Origin of the sequence: Phytohabitans rumicis, from assembly GCF_011764445.1 — a bacterium.
Lineage (GTDB): Bacteria > Actinomycetota > Actinomycetes > Mycobacteriales > Micromonosporaceae > Phytohabitans > Phytohabitans rumicis.
Genome location: NZ_BLPG01000001.1, coordinates 2728829 through 2753689, shown reverse-complemented (window position 1 = coordinate 2753689; position 24861 = coordinate 2728829). Strand labels below are relative to the sequence as shown.

The window sequence follows — 24861 nt, the reverse complement described above, 5'->3', positions numbered from 1 at the left end:
ACCAATGGTTTTCAAGAAGTTGTTGGGTGCCTTCGGCGTCGGCGGGCCGTCCGTCGACACCGTGCTGGCCAACCCCAACACGCGACCGGGCCTGACCCTGGACGGGCAGATCCACATCCTGGGCGGCGACCACGCGGTCAACATCGACCAGGTCGCGCTCGGGCTGGTCACCCGGGTCGAGGTGGAGGGCGGCGACGCGTCGTACGACTCCACGGTGGAGTTTCACCGGATCGCCGTGGCGGGCGCGTTCCCGCTGGGCGCGGGGGAGCGCAAGGACATCCCGTTCAGCTTCCCGGTGCCGTGGGAGGCGCCGGTCACCGACGTGTACGGCCAGCGCCTGCGCGGGATGACGATGGGCCTGCGCACCGAGCTGGCGGTGGCCCGCGCGGTCGACAAGGGCGACCTGGACGCGGTGCACGTGCACCCGCTGCCGGCCCAGGAGCGGATCCTGGACGCGTTCAACGGGCTCGGCTTCCGCTTCAAGAGCGCCGACCTGGAGCGCGGCCGGATCCACGGGGTCAACCAGACGCTGCCGTTCTACCAGGAGATCGAGTTCTGGCCGGCCCCGCAGTACGCGGGCGCCATCAACGAGGTCGAGCTGACGTTCGTGGCCGACCAGCGGGGCGTCGAGGTGATCCTGGAGTTCGACAAGCGGGGTGGCCTGTTCGCCGGCGGGCACGACGCGTTCGGGCGCTTCCGGGTCGAGCACGCCACGGTCGACCAGACCGACTGGGCGTCCGTCGTCGACGGCTGGGTACGCCAGGCGAGCGACCGCTACTCCGCGTTCCGCTCGTCGCACGGCACGCACGGCGGCCACCACGGCCACGGGCGGGGCATGGGCGCCGGGGCCGTGATCGCGGGCGCGGGCGCCGGGCTGCTCGGCGGGATGGTGCTCGGCGAGGCCATGGAAGACGTCTTCGAGGGCGACTTCGGCGACTTCGGGGAGTAGCCACGTCGTGATCAAGGCGTCCTTCAAGTCGCTCCAACGACTTGAAGGACGCCTTGATCACGGTCAGGCCGGCCGCGTCAGCCGGGCAAGCGGATGAACGTCACCGAGTACGCCGGGAAGTCGTACTCGAAGCGGGTGCCCAACCCGGGCTGCGGATAGGTGACGGGGACGGCCTTCCTCGGTTCGGTCAGCGAGTTCGTGTCGGTCAGCGACTTGGCCGTGTACGACGTGACGGTGCCGGTGCGGTGCACCCGCACCCCGTCGAGGGCCACCGTGGCGCGGGCGGCCGTGGCGCGGGCGTTGACCACCTTGAGCACCACGTCGCCGGTGCGCTTGTCGCGGGTCACCACCTGGTAGAGCGGCTCGACGGCGCCGTCGACGAAGTCGTTGACCTTGACGCCGTCGAGGTACGTCGTGATCTTCCGGCCGCTTACCGTGATCTTGAGGTGGTACGTGCGCCCGGTCTCGATCGTGTGCGAGCTCGTCGCGATCGTCGCCTTGCCGCCGCCCGCCGCCTTCTCGATGGCGGACGTGGTGTTGCCCCACCCGCCGAGGTTCCACCAGTAGTGGTTACCGGTGTCCTGGACGCCGAACATCACCAGGAAGCCCTCGGCCCCACCCGTCTTGCGGGCGGTCGCCTCCAGCGTGTAGTTGGACCAGTCCGCGCTGCCCGCCGTCGTGCGCGCGTCGGTGGCGCCGGACGTCTGCACGTACGCTCCATCCTGGACGGACCAGGCGCCGGTCTGCGGCGTCCACGCGGACGCCCCGGCGGAGAAGTCGTCCGCGAGGAGCACGCTGCCGTCCGCGGCGGTCACCTTCACGTCGTCGTACGCGGCCTGCGTGTTCCAGGTGGCGAGGCCCACGCCGCCGGCGATGTCGGGCGGCCCCGGCACCGAGCCGCCGGAGTAGCCGCTCGGCAGCACCGCGTCACCCACGTTGTCGGCGAAGAGCTTCTGCACGTAGTAGCTCGTCGAGCCGTACACCTGGTCGTTGTCGAACCAGATCAGGTCCGGCGTCCAGTCCACGTAGTCCACATTGGCCAGCAGGGGCGCGTACGACGCCAGGTCCACCACGTCGGAGTTGCGCTCGATGCCGGTGAGGAACGACGCCTCGGCGAGCGCGTTGTAGAAGGTGTTGCCGCGCGAGGCGTACTCGCCAAGGAACACCTTCGGCCCGGTGCGGTCGTACCCGTCGTACCGGTGGTTGTTGGTGAGGAACCACTCCGGGCTGTTGTAGTAGTGCTCGTCGACCAGGTCGGCGCCCTGCTCGCGGGCGAACTCCCAGCCGCGGTCGAAGATGGCGCCGGCCGACGTCTGCCCGCTGTTCGTCACGATCTTGATGTTCGGGTACGCTGCCTCGATCGCCCGCGCGAAGTGCGGGTAGTTGCGGTAGAACTCCGGGTAGATCTCCTCGTTGCCGAGCCCGATGTACTCCAGTCCGAACGGCTTCGGGTGCCCCATCGCGGCCCGTACCGCGCCCCACTGGGTCTTCACCGAGCCGTTGGCGAACTCGATGAGGTCCAATGTGTCCTGTACCCACGGGGCGAGCTGGTCCTCGGCCAGCGGACGGTTCTCGTTGCAGCCGTTGACGCCGACCGAGACCACCGGCAGCGCCTCGGCGCCGACGTCCTCCGCGAACTGGAAGTACTCGAAGTACCCGATGCCGTACGACTGGTTGTAGCCCCAGAAGTTGAAGTTGGTGGGCCGCTGCTCGACCGGGCCGACCGTCTCCTTCCACCGGTAGATGCGCCGGCGGTCGGGGAACGGCGCGTAGTTGCCGACGTTCGTGACGCACCCGCCGGGGAAGCGGAGGAACTTGGGGTGCAATGCGGCGATGCTCTGTGCGAGGTCCTTGCGCATGCCGTTCGCGCGCCCCTTGAACGTGTCCCGGGGAAGAGCGAGACCATGTCCAGCTTGACGGTGCCGGCGCCGCCCGCGACGACGGCGAGCCGCCCGTCAGCGGTGGTGCCGGTGGCGGTGAGCCGGGCGGTGTACCTGGTCCACGTGTCCGACGCGACGGTGACGGCGGCGCGGCCGTACACGGTGGCGCCGTCCGCGCTCTCCACGGTCACCGCGAGCGGCATCCCGCCGGCCGTGCCCGTACGGGCCCACACCGAGAAGTCGTACGACGCTCCCGCGCGGACCGCGATGCCGCTGTTGTAGCCGGCGTTGCGCACGCCGGCGCCGGGGCCGCTCGCCTGGAGCGACAGGTGGTTGAGGTTGTTGTCGTTGAGCGGCTCGGCCCCGGTGACCGCGACCGCGGCGCTCGCCCCGTCACGCTCCACCGTGGACCATCCGGTGAGGGCGGTGTAGCTGGGGTTGTCGACCGTGTTGAACTCGAACGAGCGGTTGCGGACCAGCTCGGCGTACAGGCCGCCGTCGGCCGCCTGGTTGATGTCTTCGTAGAAGATGCCGTAGAGGCGGTCGCTCACCGGCGTTGTCGGGCCGTCGCCGTCGACGGACAGCTTGCCGCCGAGCGAGTACGGCCGGACGACGAACTTGGCGCCGGCCGCCGCGACGCGGAGGTGGTCGTCCAGGTAGCCACCGGCCACCGCGACGCGGACCTTCCCGCCCCCGGCGTCCACGAGCGTGAACGCCGCGGGCGTACCGCCCAGCACCACCCGCCCGTCGCGCAGGCCCAGCGTGCGGCCGCTCACCACGTCGGTGAGCGTCCCGCCATCGCCCGCCCGCAACGCGAGCTGCGTGGCCGAGCGCCGGGACGACGTGACGACGGCGCCGCCGCGCCCCGCGGTCAGGTACGGCCCGTTGTCGGCGCCCTCCAGCGCGAACGGTCCCTCGGGCACGACCGGCTGGCCGTCCGGGGCGACGATGGCGACGTAGTCGAAGTCCGCGGTGATCGGCGTGCCGTTCTGGGCGGACAGCGCGTACACGCCGACCTTCTGGACGTTCAGCGCGGCGGTAACCTGAGCGGCCTGCACCCAGGCCGCACCGTCCCAGTAGGACGTCGTGAAGACGTTGCCGACCCGGGCGACCTTCAGGGTCTCCGATGTGGACCCCGGGCGCGGCGTGAACGTGGACGCGAATCCGGCGTTGACCTCGAGCGCGTTCTCGATGATCACGCCGCCAGCGAAGCCGACGTGGGCCAGCGCCGCGCGTACGTAGTTGTCGGCGTCCTGCCATGCCAGGATGCCGGCGCCCTGGTAGTTGAGCGTGACGGGCGCCTCGAACTTCGCCACGATCTCGAAGTCACCGGCGGGGATGTCCTGGAAGAAGAGGTTCCGCGCGTTGTTCGTGGCCTGGTGGGTGTCGCCGGTCAGCGAGTGCACCCGCAGATACCCGGGCCGCTCGGTCAGCGACCACTGCGCGGGTTCGGAGTTGAGCACCTCCCAGTCCACCCCCAGCGTCGCCCCGTCAAACGAGTCGACGACCGCCCCGCTGGGGATGGGCGCCTCCGCGGCCGAGGCTGGCACCGCAGGGACAACGATGAGTGTTAGCGCTAACACGCCGACGAGGACTCGCTTCACGACGACTCCTAAGAGATCAGCCCTTACGCGGAGAGATGAGGCGTTGCAGCAGGATGAAGACGAAGAGCAGGGCGCCGATGAAGATCTTGGTCCACCAGGAGCTCAGCCGGCCGTCGAAGGAGATCAGCGTCTGGATCAGACCGAGCACCAGCACGCCGAGCACGGTGCCCAGCACGTAGCCTGAGCCGCCGGTCAGTAGCGTGCCGCCGATCACGACCGCGGCGATCGCGTCGAGCTCCATGCCCACCGCGTGCTGGCCGTACCCGGAAAGCATGTAGAAGCTGAGCAGCACGCCGCCGAGGGCGGAGCAGAACCCGCTGATGGTGTAAACCGCGATCTTGGTGCGGGCCACCGGGAGGCCCATCAGCAGCGCCGAGCGGGGGTTGCCGCCGATCGCGTACGTGTTGCGGCCGAGCCGGGTGTACGCCAGCACGAACGCGGCGATGAGCACCACGACAAGCGCGACGACGACGCTCGGCGAGATGCGGTACTCGCCGAAGCGAATCTTCGACTCGGCCATCTTGACCCAGAACGGGTCGGTGATCGGGATCGAGGAGGTGCCGATCGTGTAGCACAGGCCCCGGGCGAGGAACATCCCGGCGAGCGTCACGATGAACGGCTGGATGTCGAAGTAGTGGATGATGCAGCCCATCCCGAAGCCGAGCAACGAGCCCATGAAGAGCACCAGCGGCAGCACCAGGAACGCCGGCCAGTTCTGATTCTGAAGCAGCGAGGCGGACACCATCGTGGTGAGCGCGACGACCGCGCCCACCGAGAGGTCGATGCCGCCGGTCAGAATCACGAACGTCATGCCGACCGCGACGACGAGCAGGAACCCGTTGTCGATGAACACGTTGAGGACGACCTGGGCGTCGCCGAACGCCTCGTACTGGGCGGCGCCGAGGCCGTACATCAGGGCGAAGAGGGCGAGGGTCGCGAGGACCGGCACATACTTGCGCTGGGGTCCCCGGTAGAGCCGGGCCCGTACGTCGCTGAAGGTGGTCATGCCGGCACCTCGATCTTCTGCTGCGGCTCGCTGGACGGGCTGGCGGGCGCGGGTGGTCGGGGCCGCCGGGCGTGGAACACCTTGTCCCGGAACGCGGGCGACTGGACCAGGCAGACGATCGTGACGACGACCGCCTTGAACAGCAGGGTCGTCTCCGGCGGGATGCCGATCGTGTAGATGGAAGTGGTGAGCGTCTGGATGAGCAGCGCGCCGATGACCGTACCGGCGATGGAGAACCGGCCACCGGTCAGCAGCGTGCCGCCGATGACCACGGCGAGAATCGCGTCCAGCTCGTACCAGAGGCCGGCGTAGTTGGCGTCGGCGCTGGTGATGTTGGAGCTGACTATCAGGCCCGCGATGCCGGCGCAGAGGCCGGCGAAGATGTAGACCATCAGGATGATCCGGCGGGACCGGATGCCGGCCAGCCGGCTCGCCTCGGCGTTGCCGCCGACCGACTCGACGAGCAGGCCGAGCGCGGTCCGCCGGGTCAGCACCACGGCCAGGACGGTCACGGCCGCCGCGATAATGACCGGGACCGGGATCGTCAGCGCGTAGCCGGCGCCGATCACCTTGAACTTGGTGCTGCTGTTGACGTTGATGATCTGGCCCTCGGTGATGAGCTGGGCGATGCCCCGCCCGGCCACCATGAGGATCAGCGTGGCGATGATCGGTTGGATGCCGACGACGCCGACCAGGAAGCCGTTCCACAACCCGCAGATCAGTGCCAGCCCGAGCGCGAGCCCGACGGCGCTCAGCACGGTGGCGAGGGCGTTCTGCTGACTCGCCTCGCTGATCCACCAGCAGGCGAGGGCGCCGCTGATGGCCATGACCGAGCCCACCGACAGGTCGATTCCCCCGGTCGCGATGACCAGGGTCAGGCCGACCGCCACCAGCACCAGCGGGGCGCCGAACCGCAGGATGTCGATCAGGCTGCCGTACAGGTGGCCGTCCCGGACCGTGATGGAGAAGAAGTTCGGCGTGAAGATCAGGTTGCTGAGCAGGAGTACGACCAGCATGGCGACCGGCCAGAAGAGCCGGTGTTTGATCACGTTAGTCATGAGGTCGCTCCACTTGCGATGGTCTCCATGATGCGGTCGGCATCCAGCTCGTCGTCGTTGGCTAATTGGCTGATCATGTGGCGGTCGCGCAGCACGGCGATTTTGTGGCTGAGCCGCATCACCTCTTCCAGCTCGGCCGAGACGAAGAGCACGGCCATGCCACCGTCGGAGAGCGTCGCCACGAGCCGCTGGATCTCGGCCTTCGCGCCGACGTCGATGCCCCGGGTGGGCTCGTCCAGGATGAGCAGGCGCGGTTCGGTGATGAGCCAGCGGGCGAGCAGCACCTTCTGCTGGTTGCCGCCGGACAGGTTGCGGATCAGCGCCTCCGGGTTGGCGGGCCGGATGTCCAATGCCTTGATGTACTTGTCGACCAGCTCGTCCTGGCGGCGGCGGGGGATCGGGCGGGTCCACCCGCGTACCGCCTGCATCGCCAGAATGATGTTTTCGCGGACGGTGAGGTCCTCGACGAGCCCTTCGGTGCGCCGGTTCTCCGAGCAGAACGCGATGTCGTGTCCCATCGCGGCGCGCGGCGACCGGAGCGACACCTCCTTACCGTCCACTTTGATCTGTCCGTGGTCGGCCCGGTCGGCCCCGTACAGCAGGCGGGCCACCTCGGTGCGGCCGGAGCCCAGCAGGCCGGCGAGCCCGACCACCTCACCGCGGTGGATGGTGAGGCTGAACGGTGCCACCGACCCCTTTCGGCCCAGCTCGTGCGCCTCGATCAGCGGCTGGCTGCTCTCCAGCGCGGCCAGGGACCGCTTCGGCTGCTCCTCGAGCTGCTCCAGGACCTCCAGCTCCTTGCCGATCATCTTGCCGATCAGGTCGATCTGGGTGAGCTCGCGGGTGGCGTATTCGCCGACCCGGCGGCCGTTGCGAAGCACCGTGACGCGGTCCGAGATCTCGTACACCTGGTCCAGGAAGTGGGTGACGAACAGGATCGCGATGCCCTCGTCCTTGAGCTGGCGGATGACCCGGAAGAGCTGGTCGACCTCGCTGGCGTCGAGGCTGGAGGTGGGCTCGTCGAGGACGAGCACCCGCGCGGAGATGTCGATGGCTCGGGCGATCGCGACCATCTGCTGGACGGCGATGGAGTATGTGCTGAGCATCGCGGACACGTCGATGTCGAGCTGGAGCCGCTCCAGCAGCTCGTCCGCGCGCTTTTCCACTTTGGACCATTGGATCCGGCCGAACTGCCGGGGCTCGCGGCCGATGAAGATGTTTTCGGCCACCGACAGGTTGGGGCAGAGGTTGATCTCCTGGTAGACCGTGCTGATGCCGGCGTGCTGCGCCTGCAACGGTCCGGTGAAGCGCACCGGCGTGCCGTCCAGCACGATGTCGCCCTGGTCGATGTCGTAGACCCCGGTCAACACCTTGATGAGGGTCGACTTGCCGGCGCCGTTCTCGCCCATGAGGGCGTGCACCTCGCCCGGCAGCAGCCGGAAGTCCACCTCGCTGAGCGCCTTGACGCCGGGGAACTCCTTGCTGATCCCCGTCATCGTCAGGATCGCTGCCGGCTCTGCCATCCGCGTGACTCCTTGCTCGTCTTTCATCATGCTGGCCGCGTGCCGATCGGCCAATGCCCATGTTTCGCGCCGTCCGCCGCTCGCCCTCCGCCGTGGGGCGGCGCCGTCCGTTTATCGGGTACGCCGTCCACCTGCTACGCCGTGCGCCGGATCTTTCTCCGCCGGCCCTCGCCGATCAAGGGATTGCCCGCCGATCAAGGGCAAATGGTTGCGGATCGGAGATCCAACCACGACCGTTTGCCCTTGATCGACGGGTGAGGGGGGTGCGGGTTCGTACCGGGAGAGCTAGTACTGGCGGGTCGGGAGGGCGGCCTTGGCCTGCTCCTGGGTGAAGGTGGTCTCGTTGGTCAGGATCCGAGCCTCCACGGCCTCGCCGGCCTTCACCTTCTTGACCAGCTCCATGAGCTGTGGGCCAAGCAGCGGGCTGCACTCGACGATGAAGTTGATCTTGCCGTCGGCGAGCGCCTGCATGCCGTCCTTGACCGCGTCGACAGTGATGATCTTGATGTCGACGCCCGGCTTCTTGCCGGCGCCCTCGATGGCCTCGATCGCGCCCAGGCCCATGTCGTCGTTGTGGGCGTAGAGCACGTCGATGTCGCTGTGCGCCTTCAGGAACGCCTCCATGACCTCCTTGCCCTTGGCCCGGGTGAAGTCACCGGTCTGCGAGGCAATGATCTTGAGGTTCGGCGCGGCGGCGATCTTGTCGGCGAAGCCCTTCTTGCGGTCGTTCGCCGGGGCCGAACCGGTGGTGCCCTGCAGCTCGACGATGTTCACCGGCTCGGTCTTGCCGGCGTACTCCTTGACCAGCCAGTCGCCGGCCCGCTCGCCCTCGACCACGAAGTCCGAACCGATGAACGACTTGTAGAGCGACGTGTCCGGCGAGTCGACCGCGCGGTCGGTCAGGATGACCGGGATGCCCGCGTCCTTGGCCTCCTTGAGGACGGTGTCCCAGCCCGACTCGACGACCGGCGAGAACGCGATGACGTCGACCTTCTGCTGGATGAACGACCGGATCGCCTTGATCTGGTTCTCCTGCTTCTGCTGCGCGTCGGAGAACTTCAGCTCGATGCCGGCCTCCTTCGCCGAGTCCTGAATGGACTTGGTGTTGGCCGTACGCCAGCCGCTCTCCGCGCCGACCTGAGAGAAGCCAAGAACGATCTTGTCGTCGCCGCTGTTGCCTGAACCTGAACTGGCGGAGTCGCCGTCGCCGCCGCACGCCGCCAGTGGGGCGGCCAGCACGCCAGCGATGAGGATCATCGATATCTTCCTGAGCACAGTGCACTCTCCTCGAATCGGGGTGAGAGGGGGGTTACTGGTCGTCACTGTTAGCGCTAACATCCACTCGAAGATATGTCCTCCTCGCCTGGATGGTTTGGGCACCTACACGCACGCGGATTTCGTCGAGCCATGGGCCGAAGCTGCGGGGGTTTTGTGGCCCTGGCTTCGTCTCCGTGACGCCCTGTTTGCGAGAGTGTTAACGCTCACGTAGCCCGTCGTCAAGGACTTCATCCAATTGTGATGTCTGGGTGACCTTTCGATGCGGATCGATTTCGAGAGGGCTCTTGACAGCGTGGGTGTGAGCGTTAACACTGCCACCACATGTCCGTAACCTGCCCGTGAAAGGGGGCTCCGCGCATGTCCGAGACCCCGAGCGGGGCGCGCAAGCTGCGCGGCAAGCCGGTGATGATGGACGTCGCGCGGCTCGCCGGCGTCTCGCACCAGACCGTCTCCCGCGTCCTCAACGAACACCCGAGCGTGCGGAGTGAGACCCGCGAGCGGGTCCTGCGCGCCATGCAGGAGCTCGACTACCGGCGCAACTCGGCCGCCCGGGCGCTCGTCACCAATCGCTCCCACACGCTGGGTCTGGTCACGTTCGACACCACGCTGGTGGGTCCATCCTCGACGGTGTACGCCATCGAGCGGGCCGCCCGCGACGCCGGATACTTCGTCAGCGTGGCGAGCGCGCGCTCGCTCGACGAGGGCTCGGTGTCCAACGCCATCAACCGGCTGCGGGAGCAGGCGGTCGAGGGCATCGTGACCGTCGCGCCCATGGACTCGGCGCTCGCGGCGCTCGCCCGGGTGCCGTCGGACATCCCGCTCGTCGGCATCGGCGTGGGCGACGCGGTCGGCGTGCCCATGGTGAGCGTCGACAACATCGCGGGCGCGGCGCTGGCCACCCAGCACCTGGTCGACCTCGGCCACGCCACCGTCCACCACATCTCCGGCCCGGCCGAGTGGCCGGAGACCCGCGAGCGCGTCACCGGCTGGCGCACCACCCTGCGGCAGGTTGGCGCGCCCGAGGCGCCGGTGCTTTCCGGAGACTGGAGCGTCCGGTCCGGCTACGAGGCGGGCCGGCTGCTCGCCGTGGATCCCGGTGTGACGGCGATTTTCTGCGGCAACGACCAGATGGCGCTGGGCGCGCTGCGCGCGTTGCACCAGGCCGGCCGGTCGGTGCCGGACGAAGTGAGCATTGTCGGGTTCGACGACATCGAGGAGGCCGCCTACCTGCTGCCGCCGTTGACCACGGTGCAGCAGGACTTCGCCGCACTCGGCCGGGCCAGCCTGGAAATGCTGGTCGGGCAGATAGCCGCTGGCGTGCGGACCCAACAGCACATGCGGTTCCCACCGGAACTCGTGGTGCGGGAAAGCTCGTCAGGTCCGCATCGGGTCTAAAATACGGCTATCTATGTGAACGCTAACAGATACGGGGGCCGATCCCACGAAAGGACCTCGCCCATGCCCCGTCCTCGTGCTTGGCTCATCGCCGTGACGGCGCTGCTCACGGTGTTCGTCACCGGCATCGCGCAACCGGCCTCCGCGGCTCCCGGCCGGCCGTACACCAACCCGGTCAAGTCGCAGAAGGGCGCCGATCCCTGGCTCCAGTACTACAGCGGCAACTACTACCTGATCACCACGTCGTTCACGAACACGCTCACCATGCGCAAGTCGGCGACGCTCGCCGGCCTGGCCACCGCGCCCAGCGTCCAGGTCTGGCAGGACACCACGCCGTCGCGCGGGGCCAACTTCTGGGCCCCGGAGCTGCACTTCCTCAATGGACGGTGGTACATCTACTACTCCGGTGCGCAGGTCGGCGCCGCGTGCTGCGACACCCAGCGCACGCACGTGCTGGAGAGCGCGGGCACCGACCCGCTCGGGCCGTACACGTACCGGAACATCCTCACCGGATCCAACCTCACGCCGGGCGGCTGGCTCATCGACGCCAGCGTGCTACCGGTCAACGGCGCGCTCTACCTGCTGGGTAGCGGGTTCATCAACGGCAGCGCGCAGAGCCTCGTCATCGCGCCGATGAGCAACCCGTACACGGTCAGCGGCTCGTTCAGTGTCATCTCCTCGCCGGCGCTCTCCTGGGAGACCCAGGGCGGCACGGTCAACGAGGGCCCGGTCGCCTTGCAGCGCAACGGCCAGACGTTCATCGTGTACTCGGCGAGCGCCTGCTGGGGCCCCGACTACAAGCTGGGCCGGCTCACCCTGACCGGCTCGAACCCGCTCAGCGCCGGGTCCTGGACCAAGGCCGCCAACCCGGTCTTCGCGCGCAGCGACGCCAACAGCGTGTACGGCCCCGGCCACAACGGCTTCTTCACCTCGCCCGACGGCACCGAGAACTGGATCGTCTACCACGCCAACAGTTCCACCAGCGGCGGGTGCGACAACAACCGGACGACCCGGGCGCAGAGGTTCACCTGGAACGCCGACGGCACGCCGAACTTCGGCACCCCGATGCGGCTCGGCACCACGGCCGACGGCCCGGCGGGGGAGACGGCGACCACGCCGACGGCGTACCGGATCGTCAACCGCAACAGCGGCAAGTGCCTGGAGGTGGCGGGTCAGTCCACGGCGGACGGCGCCAACATCCAGCAGTGGACGTGTAACAGCGGCAACAACCAACGGTGGCGGATCGAGGACATGGCCGACGACACCAGCCGGCTGGTCAACGTGGGCAGCGGCAAGGTGGCGGACGTGGCCAACTGCGGCACCGCGGACGGCGTCGACATCCGCCAGTGGTCCTGGCTCAACAACACGTGCCAGCGGTTCCGCCTCGTGCTGTCGGCGGCCGGTGGCTGGGTGCGGCTGGTCAACGCGAGCACCGGCAAGGTAGCCGACGTCGCCAACTGCGGCACCGCCGACGGCGCCGACGTACGCCAGTGGACCTGGCTCAACAACAACTGCCAGCAGTGGCAGCTACAACCCGTCTGAGAGAAGAGGAGAGCATGAATCGGAATTCAGGTCGAGCGCCGTCGTGGCCGGCCCCGGCTCCTGCCACATCCCGAGGGCGGACCATGAGAAGGACCGCGATCGTCGTTTTGGTGGTACTGGCAAGCATGCTCATCGCAAATCCCGCGCCGGCCTCGCCCGGCGTCCTCTACACGAACTCGCTGATCGCTCAGCGGGCCGATCCGCACATCGTCAAGCACACCGACGGCTACTACTACTTCACCGCGACCGCGCCGGAGTACGACCGCATCGTCATGCGCCGGGCCACGAGCCTGCAGGGCCTGGCGACCGCGGCCGAAACCGTCATCTGGCGCAAGCACTCCAGCGGCGAGATGGGCGCGCACATCTGGGCGCCGGAGATCCACTACATCGACGGCAGGTGGTACATCTACTTCGCCGCCGGGCGTACCGACGACGTCTGGGCCATCCGGCCGTACGTCCTGGAAACCACGAGCGCCAACCCCCTCACCGGCACGTGGACGGAGCGGGGCCGCATCGCGCTGCCGCTGAACACCTTCTCCCTGGACGCCACCACGTTCGTCCACAATGGCACCCGCTATCTCGCCTGGGCACAGAACGATCCTGCCGTGGGCAGCGGCACGAACCTCTACCTGGCGCCGATGTCCAACCCGTGGACCATCTCCGGCACCCCGGCCCGGATCAGCGTCCCCACGTACTCCTGGGAGACCATCGGGCACCGGGTGAACGAGGGCCCGGCGGTGATCCAGCGCAACGGGCGGGTCTTCATGGCGTTTTCGGCCAGCGCGACCGACGCCAACTACTGCGTCGGGCTGCTCACCGCCTCGGCGTCGAGCAACCTGATGAACCCGGCCTCCTGGTCCAAGACCTCGACCCCGGTGTTCACCAGCAACGCGAACACCAGCCAGTACGGCCCGGGACACAACTCGTTCACGGTCTCCGAGGATGGCCAGAGCGACATCCTCGTCTACCACGACCGCAGTTACCGGGACATCTCCGGTGACCCGCTGAACGACCCGAACCGGCGTACCCGGATCCAGAAGCTCTACTGGAACGCGGACGGCACGCCGAACTTCGGCATCCCGGTGCCGGACGGCGCCACGCCGTACCGGCTCAAGTCGTACAACTACCCGGACCGGTTCGTCCGGCACTGGGAGTTCCGGGCCCGGCTCGAAGCCAACGTCACCAACCTCGCCGACTCGCAGTTCCGGATCGTCACCGGGCTCGCCGGCAGTGGGACCGTGTCGCTGGAGTCGACCAACTACCCCGGCTACTACCTGCGCCACAAGAACTACGAGATGTGGGTGGAGCGCAGCGACGGCTCCACGCTCTTCCGCAACGACGCCAGCTTCTACCGGCGGGCCGGGCTCGCCGACTCGGCCGCGGCGTCGTTCGAGTCGTACAACTTCGCCGGCCGCTACCTGCGGCACGCCAACAACCTGCTCTACATCCAGCCGGTGAGCACCGCGACGGAGCGCGCGGACGCCACGTACTACCTGGAGTAACGTACAAGATCGTGATCAGCAATCCAGTACTGCCCGGCTTCTACCCCGACCCGTCGATCCTGCGGGTCGGGGTGGACTACTACCTCGCGTCGAGCACCTTCGAGTGGTTTCCGGGCGTGCCGATCCACCACTCCACCGACCTGGCGAACTGGCGGCTGATCGGGCACGCGCTCACCGATCCGTCCGAAGTGGACCTGCGCGGCGTGCCCGACTCGGCCGGCGTGTGGGCGCCTTCGCTGAGCCACCACGACGGGCTCTTCTGGCTGATCTACAGCGTGGTGCACACCCGTACGCCGGCGTTCAAGGACGTCGACAACTACCTCATCACCGCGCCGGACATCACCGGGCCGTGGTCGAAGCCGGTCTTTCTCAACGCGACCGGCTTCGACCCGTCGCTCTTCCACGACGAGGACGGCCGCCGCTGGCTGGTGCAGATGCGCTGGGACCACCGCCCCGCGCACCCGTCGTTCGCCGGGATCATCCTGCAGGAGTACGACCACGACAAGCGCGCGCTCGTGGGTCCGGTCCGCACGATCCTGCGCCAGGAGACGCTGATCGAGGGCCCGAACCTCTACCGCCGCGACGGCTGGTACTACCTGATGCTCGCCGAGGGTGGCACCGGCTGGAACCACGGCGTCCTCATGACCCGGTCCCGGTCCATCGAAGGACCGTACGAAGTGGACCCGCGGGGCTCGCTGCTCACCACCCGGGACGACGAGTCCGTACCGCTGCAGAAGGCCGGCCACGGCGAGCTGGTGGAGTCGCCGGAGGGGGAGTGGTTCCTCGCCCACCTGGCGAGCCGCCCGGTCGTCACGCCGGCCGGCCGGTACTGCGTACTCGGTCGGGAAACCTGCATCCAGCGCGTGGAGTGGGCGTCCGACGGCTGGCTGCGGCTGGCCGGCGGCGGAAACCGTCCCGCGCTGGCGGTGCCCGGCCCGGTCGGGGCTGGGGCCATGGCGGGCGCGGCGGAGCCGGAGCGGGACGACTTCGACGGCCCGGCACTCGATCCGGCGTGGGTCGCGCCGCGCGGGCCGATCGACGAGTCCTGGGCCAGCCTCACCGAACACCCCGGCTGGCTGCGGCTGCGCGGGCGGCAGAGCCCGCACTCGCTCTTCGCGCACAGCCTGGTGGCCCGGCGCCTGCGGGCGCTGCCCATGCAGGCCACGACCTGCCTGCGGTTCGCGCCCACCGACGGCACGCAGGCGGCCGGGCTCATCCTCTGGTACGACGCGAGCACGCACTTCTACCTGCGGGTGACCCGGGACGAGCGGCTCGGCCCGGTGGTCGGCGTCGCGCTGACCGACGACGGGCGGTACGCCGAGCCGGTCGGCGCCCAGCTCGGCGTGGCCGATTGGGACGTCATCCACCTGCGCGCCCGGATCGAGCCCACGGAGGTGCGGTTCGCCGCGTCCCCGGACGGCGTCACCTGGCACGAGGTGGGCCCGCCGCTGGAGACGGTCAAGCTGTCCGACGACTACGGCTCCGGGCTGCGCTTCACCGGCACGCTCGTCGGCCTCTGCGCCCACGACCTGACCGGCACCCGCGTGGCGGCCGACTTCGACTACTTCTCTCTCGCACCATCCACTTCGTGATCAAGGCGTCCTTCAAGTCGCTATAACGACTTGAAGGACGCCTTGATCACTACAGGCCCTGGGCCAGCTTCTGGTACGCGGCGGTCCAGCGCAGTTCCTTCGCCAGCCCGCGCCGCGTCGTGGCGGCGTCGATGACGACCAGGTCGATGCCGAGGTGGTCGGCGATGACGGTGAGCTCGTCCGCGCCCAGCGCAGTCGAGAGGACTGTGTGGTGCGGGCCGCCGGCGGTCAGCCAGCCCTCGGTCGCCGTCGAGAAGTCCGGCCGCGGCTGCCAGATCGCCCGGGCCACGGGCAGGTTCGGCAGCGGCTCGTCCGGCTCCACCAGGTCGATCTCGTTCGCCACCCAGCGGAACCGGTCGCCGAGGTCCGCCCAGCCCACCACGATGCCCGGTCCGGTGGCAGCGGTGAAGACGAGGCGGGCCGGGTCTTCCCGGTCGCCGATGCCCAGCGGGTGCACCTCCACCCGGGGCGCTCCGCCGCGATCGTCGGGCAGACCTCGAGCATGTGCGCACCGAGCACCTTCGGCGTGCCCGGCCCCAGGTGGTACGTGTAGTCCTCCATGAACGACGTGCCGCCCGGACGGCCGGCGCCCACCACCTTGAGGATCCGCAGCAGCGCGGACGTCTTCCAGTCGCCCTCGCCGCCGAAGCCGTACCCGTCGGCCATGAGCCGTTGCACGGCGAGGCCGGGCAGTTGGCGGAGGCCGCCGAGGTCCTGGAAGTTCGTGGTGAACGCCTTGAACGAGCCCTCGTCCAGGAACTGCCGCAGCGCGGCCTCGATGCGGGCCTGGTAGCGGACGGACTCGTGCCGGGCGCCGCCGGGCCGCAGGTCGTCGTCCATGTCGTACGCGCCGACGTACTCGTCGATGAGCTCGTCGACAGTGGACTCCTTGACGTTGTCGACGACCTGGACGAGGTCGTTGATGCCCCAGGTGTTGACCGAGACCCCGACCCGGAGCTCCGCCTCGACCTTGTCGCCCTCGGTGACCGCGACGTCCCGCATGTTGTCGCCGAACCGGGCCAGCCGGAGCGTGCGCGCCTCCGCCACCCCGGTCGCCGCGCGGGCCCAGGAGCCGATGCGGGCCGCCACCGCCGGGTCAGTCGCGTGGCCGGCGACGGTGGTGCGGGGCACCCGCAGCCGGGTCAGGGCGAAGGCGAACTCCCGGTCGCCGTGCGCGGCCTGGTTGAGGTTCATGAAGTCCATGTCGATCGTCGCCCACGGCAGGGCGGCGTCGGCCTGGGTGTGCAGGTGCAGCAGCGGCAGGCGCAGGGCGTCGAGGCCCGAGATCCACATCTTCGCGGGCGAGAACGTGTGCATCCAGGTGATGACGCCGACGCAGGCCGGGTCCTCGTTCGCCTGGCCCATCACCTGCCGGATGGCCTCCGAGCTGGTCAGGACCGGCTTCCACACGACCGGCATGGGGATCTCGCCGGAGTTGTCCAGTGCCGCTGCCACCCGTTGGGACTGCTCCGCCACCTGCCGCAGCGTCGCCTCGCCGTACAAGCCCTGGCTGCCGGTCAGGAACCATATTTCCCTGCCGGTGTATGGGTTCTCTGCCACTGCGGTCCCTTCTGAAAGAACGTTGCCCCGTAGACGGCCGTCAGCGGGTGGCGCCGGCGCGCCGCTTGTTGTAGATGTCGAACGCGACGGCGGCGAGCAGCACGAGGCCCTTCACGACGGACTGGGTCGACTGGTCGACGCCCATGAGCTGCATGCCGTTGCTCATCACCGCCATGATCAGACCGCCGACCACGGCACCCATCACGGTGCCGACGCCGCCGGCCACGGCCGCGCCGCCGATGAACGCCGCGGCGATCGCGTCCAGCTCGAACATGTTGCCGGCGCCGGGCTGCGCGCCGCTCGTCCGCGAGGAGTAGATGACGCCGGCCACGCCCGCCAGGAAGCCCATGTTGACGAAGATCCAGAAGTTCACCTTCTTGACCTTCACGCCGGACAGCGTCGCCGCGGACAGGTTGCCGCCGATCGCGTACACCTGGCGGCCGAACACCGTGCGCCGGGTGATGACGCCGTACACGAGCACGAGCGCCGCCAGGATGATCAGCACGATCGGTAGGCCGCGGGCGTGGGCCAGCTGCCACGCGAAGTACATGACGACGGCGCCGACCACCAGGACCTTGGCGACGAACAGCGGGAACGACTCGACCGGCTGCTGGTAGCGGATGCGCGCCAACCGGGTACGGAAGCCGCTCACCGCGTACCCCCCTACGGCGATGGCAGCGATGACCAGCGTGAACGCGTCGTAGCCCTGCCCGCCGAGCAGTCCGTTGAGGAACCCGGTCGCCACCCGCGTGTACTCCTCCGGGAACGGCGAGAGCGAGATGTTGTTCAGCACCTGGAGCGTGAGCCCGCGGAACAGGAGCATGCCGGCCAGGGTCACGATGAACGCCGGGATACCGACGTAGGCCACCCAGAAGCCTTGCCAGGCGCCGACCGCCATGCCGACCACCACCGCGGCCAGGATGCCGACCCACCACGGGTAGTCCTGCTGGATGACGAGCACCGCGGAGACCGCGCCGGTGAGCGCGACCACCGACCCGACGGACAGGTCGATGTGGCCCGCGATGATCACGATCACCATGCCGATCGCGAGCACCAGGATGTACGAGTACTGCAGGACGATGTTGGTGAGGTTGTCGGGGCTCAGCAGTACGCCGTCCGTCAGGATCGCGAACAGGCCGATGATGAGGACGAAGGCGACGTAGATGCCGCTCTGCCGCAGGTTGCGCGTGATCAGCGTGCGTGGGTCGCTGATGCCGGTGTGCAATGCCGCTGCCTGTGCGCTCTCAGACGACGCGCGGTCCTGCGCCGCGGCGGGCTCGGTGGTGGTCATCCGGCGTGCTCCTTTTCCTTCGTCATGAGCGCCATGAGGCTTTCTTGGGTGGCTTCGGCGACCGGCAGCTCGCCGGTGATGCGACCGGCCGAGAGGGTGTAGATGCGGTCGCAGATGCCGAGCAGCTCGGGCAGCTCGGACGAGATGACGATCACGGCCTTGCCGTCCGCCACCAGCTTGTTGATGATCGTGTAGATCTCGTACTTCGCGCCGACGTCGATGCCCCGGGTGGGCTCGTCCAGGATCAGCACGTCGGGCTCGGTGAGCAGCCACTTCGACAGGACGACCTTTTGCTGGTTGCCACCGGAGAGCTGGCCCACGACCGACATGACGGTCGGCGTCTTGATGTTCAGGTCGCGGCGTTTCTCCTCGGCGACCTTGATCTCCTCGTTGCCGTTCACCCACCCGGCACGGGATAGCTTGTCGAGCGCGGCAGCGGAGATGTTGCGGGCCACGTCCGCGATGAGGTTCAGGCCGTACCGCTTGCGGTCCTCCGTGGCGTACGCGATGCCGTTGCCGATCGCCTCCGCGACGGTGCGCGCCTTGATCTCCTTGCCGTGCATGTAGAGGCGGCCGCTGATGTCCCGGCCGTACGAGCGGCCGAACACGCTCATCGCCAGCTCGGTGCGGCCGGCACCCATGAGCCCGGCGATGCCGACCACCTCGCCGGCCCGCACGTTGAGGTTGGCGCCGTCGACCACCTTGCGGTCCTGCACGGCGTGCCGGACGGTCCAGTTCTCGATCCGGAGCACCTCCGCGCCCGGCGACGAGACCCGGTCGGGGTAGAAGCTTTCGATGTCGCGGCCCACCATGCCGCGGATGATCCGCTCCTGGGTCACCTCACCGGCGCGCATGTCCAGCGTCTCGACCGTGCGTCCATCGCGGATGACCGTGGTGGAGTCGGCGATCGCGGTGATCTCGTTGAGCTTGTGCGAGATCATGATGCAGGTGATGCCGCGCTCCTTCAGCTTGCGCAGCAGGTCGAGCAGGTGCGCCGAGTCGATGTCGTTGAGAGCGGCGGTGGGCTCGTCGAGGATCAGCAGGCGCACGTCCTTGGACAGCGCCTTGGCGATCTCGACCAACTGCTGCTTGCCGACACCGAGCTGGATCACCGGCGTGACCGGGTTTTCGGCCAGCCCGACCGAGGCGAGCAGCTTGGCGGCCTCGGCGTTGGTGCGGTTCCAGTCGATGAGCCGGCTGGCGCCGCGCTGCTCGTTGCCGAGATAGATGTTTTCCGCGATCGACAGGTACGGCACCAGGGCCAGTTCCTGGTGGATGATCACGATGCCGACGTGCTCGCTGTCCCTGATCCCGTTGAAGTGGACAGGCTGGCCGTCGAAGATGATCTCGCCGTCGTAGCTGCCGGTCGGATAGACCCCGGACAGCACCTTCATGAGCGTGGACTTGCCGGCGCCGTTCTCGCCACAGATGGCGTGGATCTCACCCCGCCGGACGGTGATGGAGACGTCTTGCAGTGCCATCACGCCGGGAAACTTCTTGGTGATGCCGCGCATCTCGAGAATGGCGTCATCCATGGCGGTTCTCCTCTTGCATGGAAGGGGATCGGGCCCGGCGGCGGACATCACCACCGAGCCCGATCCCGCGCCTTACTTGGCCTGACCGGCCGCGACTTCCTCGGCCGTCCAGTAGCCGGAGTCGATGAGCTCCTTCTGGATGTTGGCCTTGTAGACCGTCACGACGGGCAGCAGGTACGACGGGACGACCTTGACGCCGTTGTCGTACGTCTTGCTGTCGTTGGCGGTCGGCGTCTTGTCCTGCAGGAACGCCTCGGACGCGATCACGGCCTGCTCGGCCAGCAGACGGGTGTCCTTGAAGATCGTCGAGCTCTGGACACCGTCGTTGATGAGCTTGACGGACGCGATCTCGGCGTCCTGGCCGGTCACCGGCGGCATCGCGGAGCCCTTGCCGTACCCGGCGTTCTGCAGCGCGGTGATGATGCCGCGGGACAGACCGTCGTACGGCGAGAGCACGCCCTGGACCTTGGTGCCGTCGTTGTAGCTCTTGGTCAGCAGGTCTTCCATGCGCTTCTGCGCGGTCTCCTGCTGCCAGCGCAGCGTCGCGACCTGCTCGATCTTCGTCTGGCCCGACTTGACCACGAGCGTCTTGCTGTCCAGGTACGGCTTGAGGGTGTCCATCGCGCCGCTGAAGAAGAAGTGCGCGTTGTTGTCGTCCAGCGACCCGGCGAACAGCTCGACGTTGAACGGCCCGGTGGCCGTGCCCTTCGAGCCGTCCTCCTTCAGCAGGCCGAGGCCGACCAGCAGCGCGTTGGCCTGGGCGACGCCGACCTTGTAGTTGTCGAAGCTGACGTAGAAGTCGACGTTCTTGCTGTCGCGGATCAGCCGGTCGTAGGCGATGACCGGGATCTTCTTGTCGGCCGCTGCCTGCAGCTGGCTGCTCAGCGCCGTACCGTCGATGGCGGCGATGATCAGGACGTCCGCGCCCTGGGTGATCATCTGGTCCACCTGCTGCGACTGGGTCGGGATGTCGTCACCCGCGTACTGCAGGTCGACCTTGTAGCCCTTCGCCTCCAGCTTCTCCTTCACCGACTTGCCGTCGGCGATCCACCGCTCCGACGTCTGCGTCGGCATCGACACGCCAATGGTCAGGTCAGCGGGCTTTTCCCCGCTGCTGCCACTGTCGCCGCTGCCGGCGCCCTCGCCGCCGCACGCTGCCAGGCTCAGCGCCAGCGCGACGCCGCCAAGAGCGACCAAAAACCTCTTGCTCACAGGCTCTCCCCTTCCAGGAACCGGTGCCATTGCCTGACGCCGCAGGTAACACCGAGGCACAGTGTTAGCGCTAACAAATCTCCCGTCAAGACCCTCACTGGACATCGCGGTGTCACGGTCTTGTAACGAGCGGCGCTCCGATCTCTGGCCCGGAATCCCGGCAATAACTTTGGTAACAGACGCGCAACGACGGTGTTCAGCGCGATGTGATCGCTCACATTTAACGCTGTCCGTATACGTTCTGGTACCGGTCGTACAGCTTGTCCACATCGGACTGTTCGATCGGGATGAGCGGGCCCAGCGACCGCGCAATGTGTACGGTGCGCGCCACGTCCTCACACATGACCGCGGCCTTGACCGCGGCGCGGGCGCTCTTGCCGATGGTGAAGACCCCGTGATTGCGCATCAGCACGGCCGGAGAGCGGTGCCCGGAAAGGGTCGCCACGATGCCCTGGCCGATGTCGTCGTTGCCGATCAACGCGAACGGGCCGACCGGGATCTCCCCGCCGAACTCGTCGGCCATCGCGGTGAGCACGCACGGGATCGCCTCGCCCCGCGCCGACCACGCCGTCGCGTACGTCGAGTGGGTGTGCACGACGCCACCCACCTCCGGCATGGCCCGGTAGACGTACGCGTGCGCCGCCGTGTCGCTCGACGGGGACAGGTCGCCCTCGACGAGATTGCCGTCCAGGTCACACACGACCATCGACTCGGGCGTCAGATCGTCGTACGAGACCCCGCTGGGCTTGATCACGAAGAGGTCTTCGCCCGGGACGCGGGCCGAGACATTTCCGGCCGTCCAGACGACCAGGCCCCACCTGATCAGCTGGTCGTGCAGCCCGACCAGGTCTTCCCGCAGTTGCTTCACGCTGATGCTCACTTGGTTGCCTCGTTCCGGATCTTGCGCAGGCGGTGCAGGACGTCGTTCGTCCCGCGCCCGAAGTAGTCGTGCAGGAGGCGGTATTCCTCGTACAGCGCGTCGTACGCCTTGGCCCGTTCGGGATCGGGCTCGTAGACGCGGCGCTGCACGCGGCCCATCGCCGCCGCCGCGGCCGGCACGTCCGGGTACGCCCCGGCGGCCACCGCCGCGTGGATCGCCGAGCCGAGCGCGGGCCCCTGCTCCGAGCCGAGGATCGACAGCGGCCGGCCGGTGACGTCCGCGTACAACTGCATGAGGAAGGCGTTCTTCAGCAGGCCGCCGGCCGCGACCAGCTCGCGGACCGGCAGGCCCGAGCCCTCGAACGCGTCGACGATCGTCCGCGTGCCGAACGCGGTGGCCTCGACCAGTGCCCGGTACGTGTCCTCCGGCTTGGTGGCCAGCGTCTGGCCCACGATGACGCCGGACAGCTCGTGGTCGACCAGCACCGACCGGTTGCCGTTGTGCCAGTCGAGCGCGACGAGCCCGTGCTGCCCGACCCGCTGCGCCGCGGCCAGCCCGCTCAGGTACTCGTGCGGGGAGACGCCGAGCCGCTCGGCCTCGGCACCGTACTCGGCCGGCAGCGACGAGTCGACGAACCAGGCGAAGATGTCACCGACGCCGCTCTGGCCCGCCTCGTAGCCGTACCCGCCGGCGACGATGCCGCCCTCGACCACGCCGCACATGCCGGGGACCTCGGCCAGCGTCTCGCCGTTCATCACGTGGCACGTCGACGTACCCATGATCATGACCATCTGGCCCGGGTCGATGGCCTGCGCCGCGGGCGCGGTGACGTGCGCGTCGACGTTGCCGACGGCCACCGCGATGCCCTCGGTCAGGCCGGTCCAGGCGGCGGCCTCCGCGGTGAGCCCGCCGGCGCGGGCGCCGAGCGGCAGCAGCGGGTGCTCGATCTTCGCCACGAAGCCGGCGAAGTCCGGGTTGAGCGCGGCCAGGTACTCGGCGCTCGGGTACTGCCCGTCCTGGAAGATGCCCTTGTAACCGGCGGTGCAGACGTTGCGGGTCTCGGCGCCGCACAGCTGCCAGATGATCCAGTCGGCCGCCTCGATCCACCGCTCGGCGCGGGCGTAGACCTCCGGGTCCTCCTCCAGCAGCTGCAGGCCCTTGGCGAACTGCCACTCCGAGGAGATCTTGCCGCCGTACCGGTTGATCCAGGGCTCGCCGCGCTCGTGCGCCAGCGCGTTGATCCGGTCCGCCTGGCCCTGGGCCGCGTGATGCTTCCAGAGCTTCGGGTACGCGTGCGGGCGCCCCACCAGGTCGGGCAGCGTGCACAGCGGGGTGCCGTCGGCGAGCGCGGGCAGCACCGTACAGGCGGTGAAGTCGGTGGCGATGCCGATCACGCTGGCCGGGTGGATGCCGGCGGCGGCGATCGCGGCGGGCACCGCGGTACGCAGCACCTCGAGGTAGTCCTCGGGATCCTGCAGGGCCCAGTCCGGCGGGAGCGCCTCGCCGGTCGCGGGCAAGGTGCGGTCGATGACGCCGTGCCGGTACTCGTGCACGGCCGTACCCACCTCGGCACCGTCATCGACGCGGACGACGAGGGCCCGCCCGGACAGGGTCCCGTAGTCCACGCCGATGACGTACCGATCGGTGTTGTTAGCGCTAACAGCTGAGCTCATCAAATGTCCTTCGCGGGGGATCGTCACTCGGGCGCTTGGGTGCTATCGCGGATCACGAACTCGGGCGGGATCACGACGCGGCGGCGGGTGCGGGGTGCCCCGTCGACCTGCTCCATGAGAAGGTCGAGGCTCTGCCTGCCCACCTCGCCGAACTCCTGCCGGAGCGTGGTCAGCGGGGGCGAGAAGAACTCCGCCTCCGGGATGTCGTCGAAGCCCACCACGCTGACCTGGCGGGGCACGTCGACGCCGGCCTCGCCGAACGCCCGGAGCGCGCCGATCGCCATCTGGTCGTTGGCGACAAAGACGGCGGTCAGGTCCGGCCGGTCGAGCAGGCTGCGCGCGGCCACGTACCCGGAACGCGGGCTCCAGTCTCCTCGTACGACGTCAGGCACCTCCCGTTCCTCGGCGAGGAGCACGTCGCGCCAGCCGCGCTCGCGCTCCTGGGCCTCGTGCCAGTCGATGGGTCCGGCGATGTGCGCCACGGTGCGGTGGCCGAGCGACAGCAGATGAGCGGTGGCCAGGCGGGCGCCGTGCTGCTGGTCGACGGCCACCGTCGGCAGCGGGCCTTTGCCACCCTCGACCGCCACGACGGGCACGTCCTTGGGCACGTGCCGCAGGGCCGCCGTGGTCGCCACATGCGGGGTGATCGCGATGATCCCCTCGACCGCCTGCGCCATCAGCGCCTCGAACGCGTCGCCGAACGACCGCCGGTCGACGCTGGGCAGGCTGGCGATGCTGATGGCGTACCCGATGTCGCGGGCGGCGCGCTCGATGGCGAGCAGCATCGACGCGGGCCCGTAGAGCGTGGTGTCAATGGAGATCACGCCGAGCGTGCGGGTCCGGCCGGTCACCAGCGCGCGGGCCGCGATGTTGGGCCGGTAGCCCAGCTCGTTCATCGCGGCGAGCACCCGCTGGCGGGTCACCTGGCTGACGGTCGGTTGATCGTTGATGACCCGGGACACCGTCATGTGAGACACTCCGGCGAGGCGGGCGACATCGACCATCCCGACCGCTCGCCGTACGCCGCGAGACGTGGACGGCTTGCCGTTGTCGGAGCGTCGCTCGGGCATATGTCTAGGGCCTGTTCTGTGGGTGTTCACGTTAACAGGCATGTTCACGGTTACCCACGGGTGTGTCAAGTCCGCTACGGAAACATTTCGGTAAGCCGATCGAAACCCCTGATTGGTCCACTGTGGATCGGCGCAGCGCTGGTGCCATGCGCCCGTGTTCGGGCCCGATCAAAGGCTCTTCCCGCGTCGATCAAGGCCCGTCCCGCGTCGATCAAGGACTTTCCCGTCGATCAAGGGCATATGGCCGCGCTTGGATCTCTTTTCCACGACCATTTGCCCTTGATCGACGCGCAGATCCTTGATCGACGCGA

At 68.6% G+C, this 24861-nt stretch carries 16 protein-coding genes and 2 pseudogenes; 5 read left to right on the top strand and 13 right to left on the bottom strand.

Going from position 1 to position 24861, the window contains the following annotated elements; genetic code table 11:
* Positions 1-4: 4 nt before the first annotated feature.
* Positions 5-949 (top strand): sporulation protein, encoded by a 945-nt coding sequence (locus Prum_RS11860; protein ID WP_173076419.1) that lies wholly within the window; start codon positions 5-7, stop codon positions 947-949.
* 77 nt (positions 950-1026) lie between these two features.
* On the opposite strand, the gene Prum_RS11855 is transcribed toward Prum_RS11860, so the two are convergent.
* The 6 genes and pseudogenes from Prum_RS11855 to Prum_RS11830 all read right to left on the bottom strand — a co-directional run bounded on the left by Prum_RS11855 (position 1027) and on the right by Prum_RS11830 (position 9277).
* A complete protein-coding gene (locus tag Prum_RS11855; RefSeq protein ID WP_371871223.1) occupies positions 1027-2808 on the bottom strand; it encodes an alpha-L-arabinofuranosidase family protein in 1782 nt (593 codons plus the stop codon).
* Positions 2809-2942: 134 nt separating this feature from the next.
* A pseudogene (locus Prum_RS11850) lies at positions 2943-4379 on the bottom strand (beta-xylosidase family glycoside hydrolase); the annotation flags it as partial.
* A 70-nt stretch (positions 4380-4449) separates the two neighbouring features.
* Positions 4450-5439: a galactofuranose ABC transporter, permease protein YjfF gene (gene yjfF, locus Prum_RS11845; RefSeq protein ID WP_173076415.1), complete on the bottom strand. Its 990-nt coding sequence runs from the start codon at positions 5437-5439 to the stop codon at positions 4450-4452.
* On the bottom strand, positions 5436-6497 hold the full coding sequence (locus tag Prum_RS11840) for an ABC transporter permease (protein WP_173076413.1): 1062 nt from the start codon (positions 6495-6497) through the stop codon (positions 5436-5438). The genes yjfF and Prum_RS11840 overlap by 4 nt, the downstream gene beginning before the upstream one ends.
* Positions 6494-8020, bottom strand: a complete 1527-nt coding sequence (locus Prum_RS11835; protein WP_173076411.1) for a sugar ABC transporter ATP-binding protein — start codon at positions 8018-8020, stop codon at positions 6494-6496. The genes Prum_RS11840 and Prum_RS11835 overlap by 4 nt, the downstream gene beginning before the upstream one ends.
* 285 nt (positions 8021-8305) lie before the next feature.
* Complete coding sequence (locus Prum_RS11830) at positions 8306-9277, bottom strand: ABC transporter substrate-binding protein (protein ID WP_173076409.1); 972 nt, start codon at positions 9275-9277, stop codon at positions 8306-8308.
* A gap of 378 nt (positions 9278-9655) precedes the next feature.
* On the opposite strand from Prum_RS11830, the gene Prum_RS11825 reads away from it, so the two are divergent.
* From Prum_RS11825 to Prum_RS11810, 4 genes are all read left to right on the top strand, one after another.
* A complete protein-coding gene (locus Prum_RS11825; RefSeq protein WP_246277828.1) occupies positions 9656-10693 on the top strand; it encodes a LacI family DNA-binding transcriptional regulator in 1038 nt (345 codons plus the stop codon).
* A gap of 63 nt (positions 10694-10756) precedes the next feature.
* The gene (locus tag Prum_RS11820) at positions 10757-12235 is read left to right on the top strand and encodes a family 43 glycosylhydrolase (RefSeq protein WP_173076407.1); all 1479 of its coding nucleotides are present in this window, start codon (positions 10757-10759) and stop codon (positions 12233-12235) included.
* Between the two features lie 110 nt (positions 12236-12345).
* The gene (locus Prum_RS11815) at positions 12346-13737 is read left to right on the top strand and encodes a family 43 glycosylhydrolase (RefSeq protein ID WP_246277827.1); all 1392 of its coding nucleotides are present in this window, start codon (positions 12346-12348) and stop codon (positions 13735-13737) included.
* Positions 13738-13748: 11 nt separating this feature from the next.
* Positions 13749-15329: a glycoside hydrolase family 43 protein gene (locus Prum_RS11810; RefSeq protein WP_173076403.1), complete on the top strand. Its 1581-nt coding sequence runs from the start codon at positions 13749-13751 to the stop codon at positions 15327-15329.
* Between the two features lie 49 nt (positions 15330-15378).
* On the opposite strand, the pseudogene araA reads toward Prum_RS11810, so the two are convergent.
* From araA to Prum_RS11775, 7 genes and pseudogenes are all read right to left on the bottom strand, one after another.
* Positions 15379-16889: pseudogene (gene araA, locus Prum_RS11805) on the bottom strand (L-arabinose isomerase).
* Positions 16890-16929: 40 nt separating this feature from the next.
* Positions 16930-18180 carry a multiple monosaccharide ABC transporter permease gene (mmsB, locus tag Prum_RS11800; protein WP_173076402.1) on the bottom strand — a complete coding sequence of 417 codons (1251 nt, stop codon included), beginning with the start codon at positions 18178-18180 and terminating at the stop codon, positions 16930-16932.
* The gene (gene mmsA / locus Prum_RS11795; protein ID WP_173076400.1) at positions 18177-19715 is read right to left on the bottom strand and encodes a multiple monosaccharide ABC transporter ATP-binding protein; all 1539 of its coding nucleotides are present in this window, start codon (positions 19713-19715) and stop codon (positions 18177-18179) included. The genes mmsB and mmsA overlap by 4 nt, the downstream gene beginning before the upstream one ends.
* Before the next feature lie 72 nt (positions 19716-19787).
* Entirely contained in the window at positions 19788-20927 is a 1140-nt protein-coding gene (gene chvE, locus Prum_RS11790; protein ID WP_173076398.1) for a multiple monosaccharide ABC transporter substrate-binding protein, read from the bottom strand.
* A 220-nt stretch (positions 20928-21147) separates the two neighbouring features.
* Positions 21148-21807 (bottom strand): L-ribulose-5-phosphate 4-epimerase, encoded by a 660-nt coding sequence (locus Prum_RS11785; protein ID WP_218577212.1) that lies wholly within the window; start codon positions 21805-21807, stop codon positions 21148-21150.
* A complete protein-coding gene (gene araB, locus Prum_RS11780) occupies positions 21804-23480 on the bottom strand; it encodes a ribulokinase (protein ID WP_173076396.1) in 1677 nt (558 codons plus the stop codon). The genes Prum_RS11785 and araB overlap by 4 nt, the downstream gene beginning before the upstream one ends.
* 23 nt (positions 23481-23503) lie before the next feature.
* Entirely contained in the window at positions 23504-24550 is a 1047-nt protein-coding gene (locus Prum_RS11775) for a LacI family DNA-binding transcriptional regulator (RefSeq protein ID WP_246277826.1), read from the bottom strand.
* Positions 24551-24861: the final 311 nt, after the last annotated feature.